Consider the following 19,094-nt stretch of genomic DNA (forward strand, 5'->3'; position numbering starts at 1 on the left):
AAGTTAGTAGTTAACGTTAACCGTTACCGTGTCGGCATAGTCGTCAGGAGTGAAGTTGGCGCTCGGTGCGGTGGCATAAACAGTATACGTTTGCGCCAGACCTGTACCCGTCGCCGCTACCCCATTTCCAGGTGCGGTGTCGGTGGCGGTATTCCCCCACACCGGGCCTGTTGCTGATGTACGATTTAGCTGATAGGGCACTTTGTCGGTATTGGTGGCAGCGTTAGCTACGGAGGACATGGCGCCAGATCCTGTTGTCGTCCCTCCATTGGCAGCCGACGGTGCCAGACCGATAAAATAGGGCGTGGTTTTTGAGCAATTAATTGAAATAGTGTTGCTTGCACTGGTATTTGTCGCCGTGGTATTCACCGGACCAAGTGTAATATTTGAAGCCGAACCGGCAGTTACGGTACAGGCCTTTTGAATCGTCATCAGCACCTGAAATGTACCGTTAACGGTTGCTGCATTTGCCACAGAAATAATGGAAAAGGCGCAGCAACAAAGAATTAAGCGTTTGTCTAAGACTAGAGCCATATCCTTTACCTTTTTCAAATAACCACATTTATTACTTTAGAAAAACAATAATGTGGCACAAGAAGACATAATTTAACCCTAGAATAAGTATTAGACGTACGCCAGTTGATCTAATGAATTTTACTTAGGAAAAAGGTGATGTCGTCTGCAAAAAAATAATACCAATGGGTTAGTATATTGTTTTATTTTTATGCTATGGCCGGGGTTAAGTCAGGAGGATAGAGGGCAACATATTCCTTGGGTGGTACTCAAAATAACCAGCCAAAAAATGAGAGTTGTATGATTTATCTTACACGTATTACGTGTAGGTTACGGGCTGTGGAAAATGACCTTATAACCTTGTTCATTCCAGTGTTGGAGCAGTTCATTTTGTCTGCGGGTTGGCGTAATACCGGTCCAGACAAAAAGGGTTTGCCCAGGGAAAAGTTCAGGTCTTGGCGATTCAATGGGTTCAGCCAGAACGGCAATATGCCAACCAGATTGCGATAAGCGCCAGGCTTCGAGCCACAGACGGGTTCTGTCTTCAACATCCCAGGCCATCAGGAGGGCATCCTTTCCTGACTTGCGCCGCGTTTCAGACAGCAGTGTGGCAACATATTCAATCAATGCGCCATCAAGCATGCTGTTCATTATGCGGGATGTATTATGGTCAAGTATCAGCCGTTGACGTACGGGAAGATAAACGTGATCGATCAGCGCATCTACGGGGTGAACGCGACCGAGTGCGGTAATTTTGGCTCGCAGCTTCGGCGGATGCGCCATGCGAAGAATGCTCATCATCTCTTCTTGTAATTGATTCCAGTCGTCGTCAGCTTGACGGGTACTGGTTTCCAGCAATGCCTTAACTTTCCCAACAGGTATGCCATTGCTAATCCAACGTTTTATTTCTTCAATACGCTGAATATCTTCTTCATCAAAGAGTCGGTGGCCACCTTCACTGCGTTGAGGTTTGAGTAAACCGTAACGTCGTTGCCATGCCCGAAGGGTGACAGGATTTATCCCGCAACGTTCTGCGACATCCCCAATGCTGTAATAAGCCATAGTTCCCCCGGACACTCCTGATTCTCCGTCACCGATATGCGGTTCCTGTTACTTTGTACAACATGCATCAAATTGTACAAAACATACAGAGGATTCTAGCAAAATTAAGATTTACTTTACTATCACGCAGGGAGTAAATGCTGAATTTTTATGTTCAGCATGAGGGCGGTTGTTTTGATTGTTTATTTATAACAATGCGTTAGTTATTTTGACGCTGAGAAATCATTTTTCTCTGGCCATGCAACAGACGGAATACCATTCAGGCAGGCTTGTGCAAAAAGGTTACCCTGGAAGATTTCAATACCTGCGGACTCAAGCCACATCCACTCTTCAGGTTTTTCAACGCCGACTGCGGAAATCATGATTTCCAGTGAAGTGCAACATTTGATAATTGCCTGAATGATGGCCTGTCTTGGTCCACTTTTATGCACATCCGTGATCAGCTCGCGGCTTATCTTAATTCGGTCGGGTTGAAAACGAGACAGAAGCTGAAGCCCGGCAAAACCTGCCCCAAAATGATCTATCGCCACACAGATCCCCGCAGCCTTGAGTGACTTTACGGCCTGCGCGAACGTATCAAAGCGCGATATAACTTCGCTTTCGGTAAACTCTACAATGATTTGTTCAGGCACCAGTCCGTGCGCCGCGATTTCGTTTATCAGAAAGCTGACTGCATCGGGTTTGTTTACCAGGGTCATGGGGAGCAGATTGACTGACAGCATTTTGTCGTTAAGTCCCAGCGCGCTTGCCATTGCAAAAGCAGTCTTTTTGCTCTGCAGATCGGCGGTATACAGTTCTTCAGGATTTAAGTTGCCAAAATAAGTTGCGGGCGTTTCACCGTCTCTACCACGAATAAGTGCTTCCAGAGCAATGACGCGCTGCGACATAGGATCGATAATGGGTTGAAAAGCAAAGCTGAAATCGATATTGGACTGGAGTGTGCTTCCATCCAGGAGAGTACAAGAGTTGTCGGTAATAAAACTCCAGTAATCAGGCGCAGGTATTTCAAAATAACTCGATTTTTCCGTCGCAAGGACAAATGTGCGGAAAAACTGTAATGCCCGGTCATCATAGGTGAGCTGAAATTTTGATGTTCCCTTGTTAAGTACCGCTTGCAGGACGTCATTGCGTTCATGTTTTTGTAAATCAAATAACTCCATTCCCACCTTTCCGAATCTTCTCGCAGGCGCGTAATCACACATCAGCTCAACGATATTGTGGTGCCGTGGGTCGTTACATATACAACGATAAATCTCTTTTACCTGCTCCTCAGGTCCTTCAAGCAGTTGGAAAAAGTGGCGGCCATTAAAGAGTAAAATTCCCGTAACATCGGATCGCCGGTTTTTTAGATTTGCGGCTGTCACCATATCCTCAAGCGCTCTGAGGGGGGCGTCATCACGTAGATGGCTACGGTAAATAATGGTCGTGAGCATGGACAGTCCGGGATCAAGGGAAGGGAAGAGATATGGACAGTATCAAACAAACCATCTTATGTCCTGATTTTAATACATTATTCTAACTTTATTTTTACAAGCAAAGGCCCTTAAAAAGATCGAATTCATTCGTTAAACGAAGTGGATTGTACAACTGAATTTGATTTTATGTAGTTTGATATTGATCTAAATTACTGATTATATTGATTTAGCACTTTTTGATAAAAATTGATGGTTCGATTTGTACACATTTTCGGTACAACTTTGCTACTGTTATAAAACTTAATATTCACCAGCATTTTGTTACAGGAGCATGACATGCAGCAGCATACCGTTCGCACTGATACTGCAAGCGCGATTTCTCGTTACTTTGCGAAGGCGCATCTGCCAACTCAACAGGAAACATTGGGAGAAATCGTCACTGAGATACTCAAGGATGGACGAAATCTGAACCGCAAATCACTTTGCACCAAGCTTCTGTGTCGTCTTGAAAAAGCATCCGGGGAGAAAGAACAGAAACATTACAATGCGTTAATTGGTCTGCTTTTTGAATAAAATAAACCCCTTACTTATAGGGGTAAGTAGTGAAGGAGTTATGAAGAAAACTGATAGTGAACGCCTGAAACATGAAATTACAGGTTTGGCTGTGCTAGAAATTTTGCGAATGCATACAGACGTTTCGTTAGCCGCAGTGATTAAGCAATTGCGACTTATGCAGGCCAGTGAAATAGATGGCACACGCAAGCAATTAATTGACAGCGTTATCAATGATTTTACAAACATTAATCCGGGGAAGATAAGTAGAAAACCGGATAAAACCAGAGATGAGAGTGCTTTCAGTGCCAGCAAAAACCCTAAATTACATTAAAGATAATCTTCCAGACTATACAAGCGAGGTTACCATGCTTCATGAAATTAATGTCCACAGTGTAATGACGGATAAAGCTTTATCAAGTTACTTCCATAATGCAGGTGAGCTATTAGCAGATGAGTCTGTGGTATTGGGTCAGGCGGTAACCAATGTAATTCTGGCAGGTGATAATGTTAATAATAAAAACATCATTTTAAGCCTGATTAGTTCTCTGGAATCAACAGTTGACGTTGTCCAGGCAGATGTTATCAGAAAAACCCTGGAAATAGTGCTGCGCTACACAGCTGACGACGTCTAAAAAGTCTTCATATTAATATAATATGTACAGTACCTTTGTTATATGCTGAAAGCACTCATGCTGAGCATTTTTTTGATTAAGACTATACATAGCACTCTCTCTAGAACAATTGTGATTTTTCATTGAGGCCATAATGATGAACATCGTTCAGGAACACACTGGAAACGCAGAGTTATGGATTGATGATATTTTTATCAGGCAAGGGCTAAAGAATATTCTTGCAGATATTGTTTTCGAAGATGATAAGACGCATCTGGTTTTTTTCACCGCCAATCACTTTGAGGCGGTAAAAAGGCAAAATTACGATCTGAAAACGCATCGTCTGGTACTGCTGATTGATGGTCATCTGTACAGATATCTCAATGATTTATCACTTTACAGACTGCCAATAGATGTTAGCGTTGCCACATTCAAACAATTTATTATTGATATTACTCGTTCTGGCGGTATACACGACAATCAGTCAGAACTAAATATTTCGCTGACTGCGCGAGATAAATATATTTTAACGCAGTTAGGGGAGGGGCGAACTATTTTTGAGATATCCGCCTTGTTAAATCTACATTTGAAAACGATTTACCAGGCCAGGCAGAATCTGATCAAGAAGCTTGGTTGTTCTGGGCTGATTGATTTTCAGGGAATACTGCGAGCGAAAATATTCCGCAACTGGCTGGAACATGCCTGAATAAATCGACAGTTCGTACTTACTTTTGGGGGATACGACAGGGCCAATGGCCCTGTCCGATATATTTTAAACTTCGCTACTCTGTCACCAGTTCATTTCCCATCTTCTGCTGATGATGTTTTTTGCTCAACGAGAAGTAGCCAAATATTAGCGTTATTACCACAATGCTGGCCATAATCAGGAAGATTTCCTGATAGCCCACTTTATCAAACAACTTACCGACAGGCAGTGACAGCACGATAATGCCAATGGAACTGGCGATATTGAAGCCAATAAGATATATCGTTGATGACAGGCGTTTATCAAAATTTGCTACGCTGAATTTAAACACTGAAATAACAAACAGTGGGACTTCCAGCGCATGAAGCATTTTAATCAAGGAGATAATATAGATATCGGTGAACAGTGCTGAACCCAGGATTCGACAGGTCATGATTGTGCCACCCAGCAGCAATGCGGATTTAGGCCCGATGCGGTTAATCAGGAATGGAACCAGCGCCATACCGACTGCTTCCATAAAGACCTGTACCGAGTTGAGGTAGCCGTATACGCGTGGTGCCAGTTCGGGATCGTCAAATAAGCTGGCGTAAAACACCGGGAACATCTGCTGATCGTAGATGCTATAGAACGACCAGGTACCGACGACAAAGATAACGAAAAACCAGAACTGCGTATCTTTAAAGATAGTGAGAAAATCCTTTCGGGTCAGCGCGTCAGGTTCAGGAGAACGCGTTTTTACAGAAGATGGGGCGGGTGAGTTGGTTTTGAACAACACGTTAATCAACAGGAATAACACCCCCATTACCGATACGCACCAGAAGTTAATGTGTGGGTTGATGCTGAAGAAGATACCGCCAACAAATGTCCCTGCGGCGTAGCCAAGCGATCCCCACAAGCGGGCGGTGCCGAATTCAAAGTTGAATTTGCGGCTCACTTTTTCGACGAAGCTTTCTACCAGACCACAACCCGCGAGGTAGCCAAGGCCAAAGAAAATGGCTCCCAGCGCCATACCAAGTTTGAAGTTGGAGGTCAGCAGCGGTTCGTAAACATAAATCAGGAACGGGCCGCTGAGCGTGATGACTATCCCCATCAGCCAGATAAGGTGTTTACGGGTGCCGAGCTTATCCTGCAGAAAACCGTAGACCAGCATAAACAGCATGCTAAAGAACTGGTTTACGGCATACAGCATTCCCAGCTCCGTTCCGGACAGGCCAAGTTTATTTTTTAGCCATATCGCATAAAAAGACCACCACAACGACCAGGCGGCAAAGAAAAAAAGCAGATACCCGGACGAGTACCGATATTTGTCATTACTGAACGGCATATTTATCTTCATGATTTTTCCAATCCAGATCAGGTCATTGTAAGGTCTTTCTGATACGACGTAACGAGTGCGCTTTATTACGGGGTAATCGTCCTCCGTAGCGACGGTTGTGACTGAATAAAGCTGCTCAGGTGTTGGTTGTCGGGAAACGCGCTTAGCGCGCCACGCCGGGTGGTCGCCAGAGCACCACAAGCGCTGGCCTGCTCGATAAGTGGAAGTAGCGTTGACGTCGATTTGGGCCAGCCTTCCTCGGCGAGTGCCGCCAGCAGCCCGGCCATAAAGGCATCACCGGCGCCAGTGGTATCGATACTTTCGACGTTATAGCCGCTTAAAGTTAGCCTACTGTTTTGCCAGAAAGCGATAGCGCCGTCGGCACCGCGGGTGACGATTTTCAGGCGTGCAGGAAAATCAACCAGACGTTCGCAGGCGCTACTGAGACAGTTGGTCTGCGTTAGCCACAGCAGCTCTTCTTCCGACATCTTCAGAATGTCGCTCTGCCGGGCAAACTCGTTGACAAGGTCAAACATCTGCATCTCGTTGCTCCACATCTGCGGACGCAGATTGATGTCAAAGCTCAGAGTGCCGCCGGTCTGTCGCAATGCGGCCATAGCCTGGGCGAGGGTGGCGCGGCAGTCAGGGGCAACCAGCGCCAGCGAGCAGAAGTGCAGAATATCGGCGCCAAAGTCGGGCAGGCTCGCCGGGCTGAGAAATTGATCGGCAGACGGATTGACCAAAAACTCAAACTGCCGCTCGCCGTTGGGAGCCAGTGAAACCAGTACGGTACTGGTGTGCTGATGTGCATCAAACTCCAGACTTCCTGTATCCACCTGCGCTGTTTCCAGCGTCTGATGCAGAAATCGACCAAAAGTGTCATTGCCCACACGGCCAATAAAACCGCTGGCGCGGCCAAGGCGAGCCACGCCGATTGCCACATTGAAGGGAGCCCCTCCCGCGCAGGCTTCAAACTGCATATTGTCGCGCGGCAATAAATCCACCACAGCGTCTCCGAGCGTCCAGATAGTCATTATTTTTCCCCAAAGCAGTAAGACGGGTGTTTATTTGGCGCTGAGCAGCCAGGCATGCCCTTGATTAAAAATGGCGTGTCCGTTCAGGCTGAATAAGGTCAGTTGGCGATCGTCCGGTTCAGGATAAATACGACTGCTAAGGGTATATTCACCGTGATTGACAAATACCTCTACCGAGGAGCTGTCGATAAATAAGCGCAGATCCAGCCGGTCACCAACTGGCAGCGGCACGCTGCGATAACCAGAGAGACCATGCTGCGGGTAGCGACGATCCAGCACCAGACGCTGTGCCTGAGCATCGACGTAGACCCGTAGTCCGCCACCCAGCGCGATACCATATTCTTCAGCACTGCTGCGGGCGATATCGATGCTCAGTTCGACTTCAATAGCGTGCGCCTGCTCCTCTACCATCAGGATGCGATTGTGCAGTTCGCTGACCGGCCAGACATGAAGCTCACCGCGTAATAATTCCAGCTCTTTCACCGGGTTCATACGCAGCCGCTGATCGGTATCGAGCGTCACCTCGCGGGGGAGGGTAAGCATGCCCGCCCAGCCGTCGGCTTGTTCTGGCATTGGCGATTCCCACATCGACAGCCAGCCAATCACGATGCGGCGCCCATCCGGGGTGGTAAATGACTGGGGGGCGTAAAAATCATGCCCGTGATCCATCTCCTGGAAGGCGTGGGTGACGTGAAAATGGAGATTATCCTGCCATTCGCCGACCATATAGCCGCTCTGGAACAGGTTACGGCAATCGTATCCGTCTGCGGCGATGCCCTGAGGCGAGAACATGAAGACGAGCTTATCGTTGAGTGGGAAGAGGTCTGGGCACTCCCACATGTAGCCCATGCCGTCATCGGCCCTGCCGAGCGTGCTGGCAAACTGCCAGTGCTGTAGATCTTGCGAGCGATAGAGCTGCACTTCGCCCACGTCATCGACCCGGGCGCCCACCACCATGTACCAGTTGTCTCCCTCTTGCCAGACTTTCGGATCGCGAAAATGGTGTACACCTCGCGGGGTATCCAGAATCATGCCCTGGCGTTCAAAGTGAATCCCGTCGGTGCTGGTGGCCAGGCACTGTACCTGATACAGGTTTTCCTCTTTCGCCTCGCCGTCAAACTTATGTCCGGTGTAGATCAGAGCCAGCTTATTGCCTTCAACCACCGCTGAACCGGAAAAACAGCCGTCTTTATCTTCCGGCCCTTCTGGTGCCAGTGCGATGGGTAAGTGCTCCCAGTTCACCATATCGCGGCTGCGCGCATGGCCCCAGTGCATTGGTCCCCAGACCGGCTGCCACGGATAGTGCTGATAGAACGCATGGTAGTAACCATCGAACCAGGACAGACCGTTGGGATCATTCATCCAACCCGCCGGTGGCGCCAGGTGATAGCGTGGATACCAGCGCGGGTTTATAAGGTCTTTCTGCTGGCTTAAGGCTTCGTTGGCTTTGGAAAGTAGTGACGTCATTTGCTTGTCCCTGTAAGTGAATTGATCAAAAGATAACGTTAACATTCTCGGTTTTCTCGCAGATTTGATGGTAATATCGATGTTAATCACAAAAGTTAACGTTAACATTTTGCGGGCGTTATCGAGATCGCATTTTCAGACCCCGGCAAAGTGAACATCGGCGAAGGAGAGGGTATGGCATCTTTAAAGGATGTGGCGCAGCGGGCTAACGTCTCGTTAATGACCGTATCGCGGGCGATTAACGAGCCCGAACGACTACGGCCTGAAACCTATAAAAAGGTGATGGAAGCGGTAGATGCGCTGGGGTATGTCTCCGATCTCTCCGCTAAAAAAATTCGTGGTGCAAAAACCACGGCTAACACGATTGGGGTGCTGGCGCTGGACACCATGACTACGCCATTTTCCGTGGAGATAACGCTCTCTATCGAAGAGACCGCGCGGGCGCACGGTTGGAATAGCTTTGTGGTGAATATGTTCAGCAATGACAAGCCAGAGAAAATGGTTGATCTGCTGTTGGCGCATCGCCCGGATGGTATTATCTACACCGCGATGGGACTGCGCCAGGTACCGGTACCGGAAAAGCTGCATAAGTATCGCTGCGTGCTGGCGAACTGTGAAAGCACAAGCGGCCCTTTCCCCACCTATATTCCCGATGATGAACAAGGGCAATATCTTGGCGTGAAAGCGCTGTTGGCCGCAGGCTATCGTCGACTGCTGTGCATCCACCTACCGAAAGGAATTGTGGCGACCGATCGCCGTCGGGCGGGAATGGAGAGGGCTTGTCGTGAAGCGGGTGTCGACCCTGATGCAATGTTCCACCACTATCTTCCGCCGGGCGAGCGCCACCATATTGATGCGGCGGAGATTGCCGGGCATTACCTGAGCGGCGCGCGCCCGATCTTCGATGCGGTGGTGTGTGGTAACGACCGCGTGGCTTTTGTTATCTACCAGCTCTTGCTGGGGCGAGGGCTGCGCATTCCGCAGGACGTCGCTGTGCTGGGCTATGACAATATGGTGGGCACCGGCGAGCTATTTTTGCCGCCGCTATCAACGGTACAGCTGCCGCACTATGAAATCGGTCGTCTTAGCGCGCTGCATCTTATCCAGGGACTCGATCACCGGGATACCGTGCGGGTAGACAGCCCCTGGCTTCCGCGCGCCTCAATATGAATAACCTAACTGCTTCGTTTCATCAACCGGAGGAATGTGTGAATTATGTGGGGGTATCGCTAATTTTCTGGTGGATGTTACAAAACTGAAACGTGGGGGTACTGTTAAGTCACTGTTTAGCGCGCAAGGCTTAAAGTTGGGGCGTGTATTAAACTCTCGTCGTAATTTAGGGTTTCAATAAAATAACCGTTATTTATTAATGTTAACGTATCAATACATCGTAACTTACGAAACGTTTAGATTTTAGTTCGTACTTACCCATCTATCGCTCTTCTCTGCTCATTCTGCTTCTGTAACTTCAGCGGGACGCACAAGCGTCCACCACATTAACCACATGCAATAGTTCAGCTCAGGGACATCGGATTCTACGACGGTTATAGGCTTTTACGTCCCTTTTTTAGCCTACATATAAACCGTGAAAATTGTGATCCCGTACTCAGATAGTGCATTCCGTGGTTGCCTTTTAACCACAGACTTTTATTGTATTCTCATTGTATACAATTAAAATACAGGATGGTGAGTATGAAAGTGATTGATACCCATAACCATGTTTGGCATTGCCAGGGAGAGCATTTTGCCTGGATCACAGACGATCTGGCGGCAATTCGCCGTGATTTTCTTATTGACGATTTGCAGGCCGTATTGGCTGAAAACCACATCGAAGGCGCCATTTTAGTACAAGCCATCCCTTCAATTGAGGAGACCGAATGGCTGCTGGAAATAGCTGAGCATCACGATGAAGTAAAAGGTGTTGTGGGATGGGTGGATATAAACCGCGGGGCTGGGATCGCAGAGGATTTGCAGAGACTGCAGAGAAAATCCCGCTATCTGAAAGGGATCCGCTATATGTCTCAGGGCTTGCCTGAGAGCCATTTAGTGACCCCGCAATTTATCCAGGGGGTACGTTGCGTTGGAGAGCAGGGGCTGGTGTATGAACTGCTGGTTACGCACCAACAGCTGGAGGCGGCAAGCCAGCTTATCTCTGCTTGTCCGGAAGTGACCTTTGTTATCGAACATGCGGCAAAACCCGCAGTTCGCGACGGAGAAATTACCCGCTGGCGTGAACAGTTAATGTTGATTGGTGAGGCTTACAGCAATGTTTTTTGCAAACTATCAGGCCTGGTCACGGAAGCAGATTATGCCCGCTGGACGGGACCTGGGCAGGCGAGCCAGGAGCTTGAACCTTATTTTAGCTCGGTTTTTGCCGCATTTGGTGATGAGCGAGTGATGTATGGATCTGACTGGCCTGTTTCTCTACTGGCATTACCGTATGCCGACACTTTAGGGCTTTACCAGAACTACCTGCAATCTCACCAGGCTCTTTCCAGCGATAACTTTTTTTATCGCGTGGCAGAGAAGGTTTACTCATTAAAGTAACAGGGGGGCACTTATGGAAGTCGTTCAATATATCCTCGGATTTGGCCCGGCAGTGGTCATTCCAATGATTATGTTTTTATTTGCCGTGCTATTTGGCGCGAAACTTGCCGATGCGGCGAAAAATGCAATGACGGTAGGTATTGGGTTTCTCGGTCTTTCGTTGCTGATCGGTTTTATGGTGACATCACTTAGCAGCTCGACAGAAGCGATGGTAAAAAACCTCAATCTTCATTATGAAGTATTGGATCTGGGCTGGCCGTTAATTAGCGCCTTCAGTCTGGCTGCGCTTTCTCTGCCGATTGTTTATGCGTTATGTTTTGCCACTAATTTGTTGATGATTTCAACCAATACCACCAAAACCCTTAACGTTGATTTTTGGAATTACTGGCACTTTGTATTTGCCGGAATCATCGTTGAACAGGTGACGGGTTCATTTTGGATGGGGATTTTTGCAAGTTGGATCACATTTATTATTACGCTAAAAATCGCCGATTACATTGCCCCACATGTGCAGAAATTCTGTGACACGCCAAACGTGACCATTACTCAGGCGGAGATCGTCGCATGGGCCCCGCTGGCATTTTTAATGGACCGTGTAATTGATCGCATTCCGTTGATTAACAAAATTGACCTTAATCTCAGCAAAATTGAAGCCAAACTAGGGTTTTTTGGTAGTCCGTTAGCGATGGGGGCCATTCTGGGGGTGATCATCGGTATGCTTGGCGCGCTACCGTTCAGCGATATTATTAAGAGTGGAATGAATTTTGCTGCGGTCATGGTGTTATTACCGACGATGGCGGGAGTGCTGGTCAGTGGTCTGGTACCGATTACTGAAATTGCTTCTGAATGGGTAAAGAAACGTTTTCCAACAAAGTCACTTTATTTTGGTATCAGCGGTGAAATTGCTTTTAAAAATCCTGCGGTATTGTCTGTAGGTATTTTGATGGTGCCACTCACGATTCTGATTAGTACTATTTTGCCTTTTAATACCATGATGCCATTCGCCGATATTCCTTATCTGCCGATATTTGTTGTCTTTGGCACGGTTGCATGCAACGGAAACATGTTCCGCGGATTAATTAATGGCATTGTCATCGTGTGTGGGATCCTGTGGTTTGGTTCGGATCTCGCGGTTGTGTCGCAGGCTTTGGCCGAAAAGGCGCAACTGAATGTGCCAAAAGAGATGATGGCCTCATCAATTGATGGTGGCTCACACGCTATATCTTATATCTTCTACAAAATGTTCGAGCTGTTAAAAGGAATGAATCCTGCACTCTTGTGTCTTTTTTCTATCGTAGTGACTGGGATTATTATTTATGTGCTGAAGTTGATTTTTAATATTAATAATAAATCAACGACCGCGGCCTCATTAACTGCTAACAAAGTTGACTAAGAATACTGATAAACATCAGGGGAATATTATGATTACTCAGAATACAATTAAAAGTGTAGGGCTTAGTGTACCTTCTTTAACCTTCGGCGCAGCCAGCCTGGCTAATTTATTCAGAACGCTGAGCAATAACGAAGCAATGGACATTGTTGATAAGGCCATTCAGGTTGGCTGGCGCTACTTTGATACTGCACCACATTATGGTAGCGGACTTTCTGAGTTGCGTTTAGGTCTGGGATTACGTGGACTGGAGCGTAGCGAATATGTTTTGTCCACCAAGGTTGGTCGTCTGCTGCAATCCCGGAAACAAGAGCCAGGCCTTGAAGCAGGGGAATTTTTTTATGATGAGAACCCTTTTAACCGACAGGCTGATTACTCCTATGAGGGCATCATGCGCTCATACGAAAACTCTATCCAGCGGCTGGGAACCCGTTATATCGACATTCTCTATGTACACGATCTCGGCACTTATACCTACGGCAATACGGAACTGGAACGCCAACATTTTAAAACCTTCTGCGAGTCAGGGCAGAAGGCTTTAGAAGAGCTAAAGCGCAATGGTGATATCAAAGCCTGGGGCGCAGGCGCGAATGAAGAGGCAATCCTGATGGAGGTGATGGATAACGCTGCCCCGGATATCTTAATGCTCGCCAACCGCTACAACCTGCTGGAAACAGACCGCCAGGCGTTCTTTGCTAAATGTGAAAGCAACAATGTTTCGGTGGCTGTTGCTGCACCTTTCGCTACCGGAGTTTTAGTCGCGAAAGATAAATCGAAGGCGTTGTATGAATACGGTTCCGCGCCAGCGCAGGTTATTGAAAAAGTAAATGCGATAGAAGCGCTATGTGCAAAACATGCCGTGCCGATTGGTGCTGCGGCGCTGCAATTCCCATTAAGAAACCAAAATGTGGTCACCGTAACCTGCGGCGTTCAATCCGTAGAACAAGCGTTGACTAATTTTGCCTGGGCTAACTGGGATATTCCGCAGGAATTGTGGGATGAACTGGCCAGCATTGGTATTCAGTAAGCATCATTTGTAACTTTGCGAAAAAATTAACAGATATTGAGGATGTAATGAAAATAGTTAAAGCCGAAATCTTTATGGTTGATTTGAAACCTAAAGTAAAACGTGTCGATGCGATTCAGTCTTTTGTCTCACAAGAGACGCCGATTATTCGTTTAACAACATCGAGTGGAGAAATTGGTGAGGGCTATACCTACACAATTGGCACCGGCGGCTCATCTGTGGTTGCGCTGTTACGAGATCACCTGTTACCGAAATTGATTGGTCAGGATGCGACGATGATTGAGGGCATCTGGGAATCATTGCTGTTCTCAACTCATGCGACCTCGGTTGGCGCCATTACGTCTCTGGCACTGGCAGCCATTGATACCGCATTATGGGATTTGAAGTGTAAGCGCATGAATTTGCCGCTGTATAAAGTCGCAGGTGGTGCGAAGTCGCGCATGAAGTTATACACCACCGAAGGGGGCTGGCTGCATTTAAGTACTCAGGAATTAGTTGATGATGCGCTGGCTGTTAAGGCGCAGGGATTCTGCGGTTCTAAAATCAAAATTGGTTCTGAAAGTCCGGTGCGTGATATCGAGCGTTTGACTGCTGTACGTGAAGCGGTGGGTGATGAGTACGTGATCATGACTGATTGCAACCAGGCGTTTAAATTCTCGGAAGCCAAACAGCGAGCAGCGTTGTTGGAGCATATTAATCTTTCATGGATTGAAGAGCCGTTTCTGGCACATGATGTTGATTCTCATCAAAAATTGTGTGAGTCAACCACCATTCCTGTCGCGGTGGGTGAGTCCATTTATTCTATCCAGCACTTCAAAGAGTATTTACAGAATAATGCCGCAGATATTATTCAGGTTGATGTGGCTCGTATTGGTGGTATTACACCATGGCTTAAAGTTGCACATATGGCGGAATGCTTTAATAAAATTGTCTGCCCGCATTTCTTGATGGAATTGCATATATCATTATGTTGCGCCATTACTAATAGCCGTTGGCTGGAGTATATTCCACAGCTCGATAGTGTTACTCTTAATAAGGTGAATATTCACGAGGGATATGCTTTCCCACCAGAAGAACCTGGTTTGGGTATTCAGTGGGACTGGCAGAAAATACAGGCTGATACTGTTGTTTACCATGTCATTGAATAAAACAATTTTTATTTTCTCAGGAATATATTATGTCTGATAATCATGCTCAATTTCACGGTGCATGGTGCCCATCAATTACGCCTTTTGATCAACAAGGAAATATTGATTTATCGGCACTGCAGCAGCATTTGCGACGGTTGGAAGAGGCTGGGACTCATGTCGTATTGCTAATGGGAAGTATTGGGGAGTTCACCGCATTAACGCTGGATGAACGACTGATGCTTATCCGTGAGGCACGGAAAATGTCATCGCTGCCGCTGGTGGCAAATATATCAGCTACCTGTATTGCGGATATGATACGTCTGGCAGAAGAGGCCTGGCATTGCGGGTATCAAGCAGTGATGATTCTACCTCACTACTATTTTCAACAAACGCCGGCCCAACTATTGGCATACTACCGCGATCTGGGGCAGCGCCTGAATGGAAAATGGTTCGCATACAACTTTCCTGCCCGAACTGGATGCGATCTGGACGCGGTACTGGTAGCGCAATTAGCGGCAGAATTTCCCAATTTTGTGGGTGTTAAAGATACTGTTGATTGCCTCTCTCATACTCGCGCAATTATTCAGTCAGTCGCGTCCGTTAGAGACGATTTTGTTGTTCTGTCCGGTTATGATGAATATCTTATCCCAAATCTTCTGGCGGGTGGCGCGGGAGTTATTTCAGGATTAAATAATATTTGTCCCGAACTTTTTGTGCAGGCAATTAAAGCCTGGGATGAAAATGATCTTACCCAGCTTACTGGCATACAGCGTGAGATAAGCCGACTTTCTGCTATTTATAATATTGGTAATGATTTTGTTACTACAATTAAAACCGCGGTGGCTCATAAGTTTCAGTATTCTGGGGAGAAATCAAGAAGCTTTGCGGGGGAACTAACTCGTCAGGAATCGCAACAGATTGACATAATGTTCAGTATCAAATAATCAAAAATCAATAACAGCATACATTATGCTACGGCAATGCTGTATTGCTGTTATACCTCTCTGTTATAAGGTATAGAATATGTCTTATAGAATGATATTAAATGAAACCTCATATTTTGGCGTGGGTTCAATTAACGCTATCGTTGATGAAGTTAAAAAGCGAGGTTTTAAAAAAGCGCTGGTAGTTACTGACCACGATCTTATCCAGTTTAATGTAGCGACCAAGGTACTTGATATTCTTGATAGCGCAGGGTTGCCTTACCAAATTTTTGATAAGGTCATACCTAACCCTACGATTGACGTCGTGCAGCAAGGTGTTGAGGCATTTCGTCAGGCGGGGGCGGATTACCTGGTCGCTATTGGTGGCGGTTCACCGCAGGATACGTGCAAAGCGGTAGGGATAATCATTAACAACCCTGAGTTTGCCGATGTCCGCAGCCTCGAAGGTGGGGCTGACACTAAAAATGCCGCTGTACCGATGATTGCCATTCCAACGACCGCGGGTACGGCAGCTGAGGTGACTATTAACTATGTGATTACCGATGTAGAGAACCGACGTAAGTTCGTTTGCTACGATCCTCATGCTATTCCGGTCGTTGCCATTATTGATGCTGACATGATGGCCAGCATGCCGCCCAGTTTAAAAGCGGCAACCGGTGTTGACGCGCTGACTCATGCAATCGAAGGATATATTACGAAAGGGGCATGGGAATTAACCGATACGCTTCATTTAAAGGCGATTGAGATGATAGGGCGTTCGCTACGCGGTTCGATACAGGGAATCGCCCAGGACGCTGAAGGCATGGTGGTGGGGCAGTATATTGCCGGGATGGGCTTCTCTAATGTCGGATTGGGCCTGGTGCATGGAATGGCCCATCCTCTGGGAGCATTCTATGGTACGCCACACGGCGTCGCCAATGCAGTGCTATTGCCGCATATCATGGCATACAACGCCGAGTTTACTGGAGACAAATATCGCCAAATTGCACAGGCTTTGGGCAATACTCAGGCCATGGTGATGCCGATTGAAGAGGCGCGTCAGGCGGCTGTAGAAGCAGTGGTGCAACTTAACCGCGACGTAAATATTCCCGCCCGACTGCGCGATATCGGCATGAAATATGAAGATATCGATGCTCTGGCAGCCGCGGCAATGGCGGACGTCTGTACCGGTGGAAACCCTCGAGATACCTGTATTGAAGAGATTAAAGCGTTGTACCGACAGCTCTACTAATTTTTAACTTCCCACATGACCGGTAGAAATACCGGCCATGTTATATGCATAGCCTATTTAAAGCTGGAGAACAGGCGGTTGTAGGAGTTGTTGACGTGATGGGCAATGGCTTCACGGGTTTGTTCTATATCGCGGGCAATAATACCGGCGCAAATTTTCAAATGTTCTTTGGATGAATCAATGATTGAATCATTTTTCATTTTGTCTGAACGCAGCATGCGTAACCGGTCATACATGAAGGTCAGCGTTTTAGTCACAATGGCGTTGTGGCAATCGGATAGCATTTGTTCATGTAGCTCGTTATCAGCTTCGAGTAATAAAGACACATTCGAATCATGAAAGCCGACTTCAATTTTATCTTTAATCGTCTGGTACCGTTGCGGGTCTTGGTTCTCCCATGACAAATTCAATACCATTATTTCAATATCTTTTCTGATCTGGAAAATATCACGTATTTCACTGAGCGTAATGGGTTTAATGGTTTTCGTTTTATTTTTGGAAGGCTCAATCCAGCCTTCAGTCATCAGGCGAAACAAAGCTTCGCGCAGCGGCGTACGGCTGACATTAAGTTCCTGACATAGCTCATTTTCTGAGATAGCCCCCACCAACTCATTGGCGATGATTTTGGCCTTCAATTGATGATATGTTTTTTCGCTGATGTTCATAGTCTGGCTTTAATGAGGGTCATAATCATGTTTAATGAGATACAAATTAGCCCCTTGTCACTATGAAATCAATGGGTAAGCCCGGTTGTACAACGAATTAGCTCGTGTTTCAACGACTCAGTCAGCAGCACTAACAGCTCCCAGCGCATCCACATCCTTCTGCAGATGATGTTTTTTTACTCAGCGTGAAGAAACCAAATACTGGCGTTCATACCACGATACTGGCCATCATTAAGAAACTCTCCTGACAATCCACCTTTGCAAACTCAGCGTTGAATTTGGCTTAGTGGAAGAGATAGCCGTTAGCCAGTTTGATGAGGATGTATGCAGGTGGTCTTTTGGCCGCCATGTCTCTGGCATTTACTCCTGATGAGGAGCGCTTTTTGTCCCTAAAAATTGTCCAATGCGACTAATGGTCAAATAAATTGTCGATTTCTCTAAAAAAAATGATCAGCGTGCCGATACACTGACAGGATATGTCAGCATTTTATATATAATTCATGTCAGGAAAACAGAAAAGTAGGTGCTTATGGCTGATTCAGCAAGGAGTTGCTCAGCAGAACGTTTAGTCGATATCCTAATAGAGCTGCAAACTTGTGGCGTAGTGAATCGCTATCAGTTGATGAAGAAATTTAATATCACTGAACGAACGGTCTATCGTGATCTTAATATGCTTTCCTCCTTTATTGAGGGGTGTGGTGGAGGAGAGTATCGATTGATACCGATTCGCGCGCAGAATAATAGCGCCTATGCCCTTCATGACCCACTGGCAAAGCTGCTGGACGCCGACGCGGTTTTTCCTGATAGAGATGAGGATTTTTGGCTTAGCTTAGAAAAACGAGCGGTAGAACAGCATGTTAGAGTTCAGTTTGGTCGCCCTGAACATTCAGTCAGAAATGATTTGCGAAAGTATTTTAACTTATTAGAAAAAGCGATTCAGAAAAACAGTGTCTGTCATATTTTATATAAAGACAAAACGCGCACCGTTCACCCTTATAAATTAGTTAACCAGAAAAATATTTGGTATCTGCAGGCGACCGAGGACGGAAAGCTAAAGTCTTTTTCGTTAAGTAAAATTCGGTGGTTGGATATCCGGAAAGAGCATTTTACGGTCGATACACCCACACTGTCATTAATTGATGAGCATCGCGATCCTTGGGTAAGTGAAGAGACGTTTGAGGTGCGGGTGCGTATTAAACACAGCATTGCAGGCTACTTCGCAAGACGAGATTTACTGCCTCAGCAAGAATTAGTGCGTGAAGAGAATGATGGCGTGACTTTGCTTTGCAAGGCAGCACATCAGAATCAAATTATTCCACTAATTCTATTCTGGTTACCGAATATAGAAATTCTGGAACCTGAATGGTTGAAAAAAACGGTCATCAACATACTGCATAACTACATCACTGGCGATCGCGACTCTGTTCCTGTTCTGGAATGTGATGTGTAGCGGGTAACTACGACTTATTGCACAGGAGATTT

At 46.6% G+C, this 19,094-nt stretch carries 19 protein-coding genes; 12 read left to right on the forward strand and 7 right to left on the reverse strand.

Annotation, left to right across the window (positions count from 1 at the left end):
* Nucleotides 1-3: 3 nt before the first annotated feature.
* From OGX83_RS05055 to OGX83_RS05065, 3 genes are all read right to left on the reverse strand, one after another.
* The gene (locus OGX83_RS05055) at nt 4-534 is read right to left on the reverse strand and encodes a Csu type fimbrial protein (RefSeq protein WP_003833507.1); all 531 of its coding nucleotides are present in this window, start codon (nt 532-534) and stop codon (nt 4-6) included.
* Nucleotides 535-843: 309 nt separating this feature from the next.
* Nucleotides 844-1,575: a MerR family transcriptional regulator gene (locus OGX83_RS05060; protein ID WP_008784993.1), complete on the reverse strand. Its 732-nt coding sequence runs from the start codon at nt 1,573-1,575 to the stop codon at nt 844-846.
* 203 nt (nt 1,576-1,778) lie between these two features.
* A complete protein-coding gene (locus OGX83_RS05065) occupies nt 1,779-3,008 on the reverse strand; it encodes a diguanylate phosphodiesterase (protein WP_286587472.1) in 1,230 nt (409 codons plus the stop codon).
* A 318-nt stretch (nt 3,009-3,326) separates the two neighbouring features.
* On the opposite strand from OGX83_RS05065, the gene ycgZ reads away from it, so the two are divergent.
* From ycgZ to OGX83_RS05085, 4 genes are all read left to right on the forward strand, one after another.
* Nucleotides 3,327-3,563, forward strand: coding sequence for a regulatory protein YcgZ (gene ycgZ / locus OGX83_RS05070; RefSeq protein WP_003833500.1), 237 nt, complete (start codon nt 3,327-3,329; stop codon nt 3,561-3,563).
* Between the two features lie 40 nt (nt 3,564-3,603).
* Nucleotides 3,604-3,876 (forward strand): hypothetical protein, encoded by a 273-nt coding sequence (locus tag OGX83_RS05075; protein WP_008784991.1) that lies wholly within the window; start codon nt 3,604-3,606, stop codon nt 3,874-3,876.
* 34 nt (nt 3,877-3,910) lie between these two features.
* Nucleotides 3,911-4,177, forward strand: coding sequence for a biofilm development regulator YmgB/AriR family protein (locus OGX83_RS05080; RefSeq protein WP_008784990.1), 267 nt, complete (start codon nt 3,911-3,913; stop codon nt 4,175-4,177).
* A 133-nt stretch (nt 4,178-4,310) separates the two neighbouring features.
* Nucleotides 4,311-4,862, forward strand: coding sequence for a LuxR C-terminal-related transcriptional regulator (locus tag OGX83_RS05085; protein ID WP_071446225.1), 552 nt, complete (start codon nt 4,311-4,313; stop codon nt 4,860-4,862).
* Between the two features lie 76 nt (nt 4,863-4,938).
* Here the strand turns inward: OGX83_RS05085 and OGX83_RS05090 are convergent, their stop codons facing one another.
* The 3 genes from OGX83_RS05090 to OGX83_RS05100 all read right to left on the reverse strand — a co-directional run bounded on the left by OGX83_RS05090 (nt 4,939) and on the right by OGX83_RS05100 (nt 8,678).
* Complete coding sequence (locus tag OGX83_RS05090; RefSeq protein WP_071446227.1) at nt 4,939-6,198, reverse strand: MFS transporter; 1,260 nt, start codon at nt 6,196-6,198, stop codon at nt 4,939-4,941.
* Nucleotides 6,199-6,263: 65 nt separating this feature from the next.
* Nucleotides 6,264-7,211: a PfkB family carbohydrate kinase gene (locus OGX83_RS05095; RefSeq protein WP_071446229.1), complete on the reverse strand. Its 948-nt coding sequence runs from the start codon at nt 7,209-7,211 to the stop codon at nt 6,264-6,266.
* A gap of 30 nt (nt 7,212-7,241) precedes the next feature.
* Nucleotides 7,242-8,678, reverse strand: coding sequence for a glycoside hydrolase family 32 protein (locus tag OGX83_RS05100; RefSeq protein ID WP_208744223.1), 1,437 nt, complete (start codon nt 8,676-8,678; stop codon nt 7,242-7,244).
* Nucleotides 8,679-8,852: 174 nt separating this feature from the next.
* Between OGX83_RS05100 and OGX83_RS05105 the strand changes: the two genes are divergently transcribed.
* The 7 genes from OGX83_RS05105 (at nt 8,853) to fucO (ending at nt 16,947) form a co-directional block, all read left to right on the forward strand.
* Nucleotides 8,853-9,848 carry a LacI family DNA-binding transcriptional regulator gene (locus OGX83_RS05105; protein WP_234096198.1) on the forward strand — a complete coding sequence of 332 codons (996 nt, stop codon included), beginning with the start codon at nt 8,853-8,855 and terminating at the stop codon, nt 9,846-9,848.
* A gap of 522 nt (nt 9,849-10,370) precedes the next feature.
* Nucleotides 10,371-11,225, forward strand: a complete 855-nt coding sequence (locus OGX83_RS05110; RefSeq protein ID WP_103014332.1) for an amidohydrolase family protein — start codon at nt 10,371-10,373, stop codon at nt 11,223-11,225.
* Nucleotides 11,226-11,238: 13 nt separating this feature from the next.
* Complete coding sequence (locus tag OGX83_RS05115) at nt 11,239-12,618, forward strand: PTS transporter subunit IIC (RefSeq protein ID WP_053069329.1); 1,380 nt, start codon at nt 11,239-11,241, stop codon at nt 12,616-12,618.
* A gap of 28 nt (nt 12,619-12,646) precedes the next feature.
* Complete coding sequence (locus OGX83_RS05120) at nt 12,647-13,642, forward strand: aldo/keto reductase (protein WP_079934766.1); 996 nt, start codon at nt 12,647-12,649, stop codon at nt 13,640-13,642.
* Nucleotides 13,643-13,689: 47 nt separating this feature from the next.
* Nucleotides 13,690-14,790, forward strand: a complete 1,101-nt coding sequence (locus OGX83_RS05125) for a mandelate racemase/muconate lactonizing enzyme family protein (RefSeq protein WP_125362587.1) — start codon at nt 13,690-13,692, stop codon at nt 14,788-14,790.
* Nucleotides 14,791-14,819: 29 nt separating this feature from the next.
* Entirely contained in the window at nt 14,820-15,716 is an 897-nt protein-coding gene (locus tag OGX83_RS05130) for a dihydrodipicolinate synthase family protein (RefSeq protein ID WP_286587476.1), read from the forward strand.
* Between the two features lie 79 nt (nt 15,717-15,795).
* Complete coding sequence (fucO, locus tag OGX83_RS05135; protein WP_286587478.1) at nt 15,796-16,947, forward strand: lactaldehyde reductase; 1,152 nt, start codon at nt 15,796-15,798, stop codon at nt 16,945-16,947.
* 53 nt (nt 16,948-17,000) lie between these two features.
* On the opposite strand, the gene OGX83_RS05140 is transcribed toward fucO, so the two are convergent.
* On the reverse strand, nt 17,001-17,612 hold the full coding sequence (locus OGX83_RS05140) for a GntR family transcriptional regulator (protein WP_048216229.1): 612 nt from the start codon (nt 17,610-17,612) through the stop codon (nt 17,001-17,003).
* A 529-nt stretch (nt 17,613-18,141) separates the two neighbouring features.
* On the opposite strand from OGX83_RS05140, the gene OGX83_RS05145 reads away from it, so the two are divergent.
* The gene (locus OGX83_RS05145; RefSeq protein WP_103285325.1) at nt 18,142-19,062 is read left to right on the forward strand and encodes a helix-turn-helix transcriptional regulator; all 921 of its coding nucleotides are present in this window, start codon (nt 18,142-18,144) and stop codon (nt 19,060-19,062) included.
* Nucleotides 19,063-19,094: the final 32 nt, after the last annotated feature.

The organism is Citrobacter sp. Cpo074, from assembly GCF_030332745.1.
In the GTDB taxonomy this organism is placed as follows: Bacteria; Pseudomonadota; Gammaproteobacteria; order Enterobacterales; family Enterobacteriaceae; genus Citrobacter; species Citrobacter portucalensis.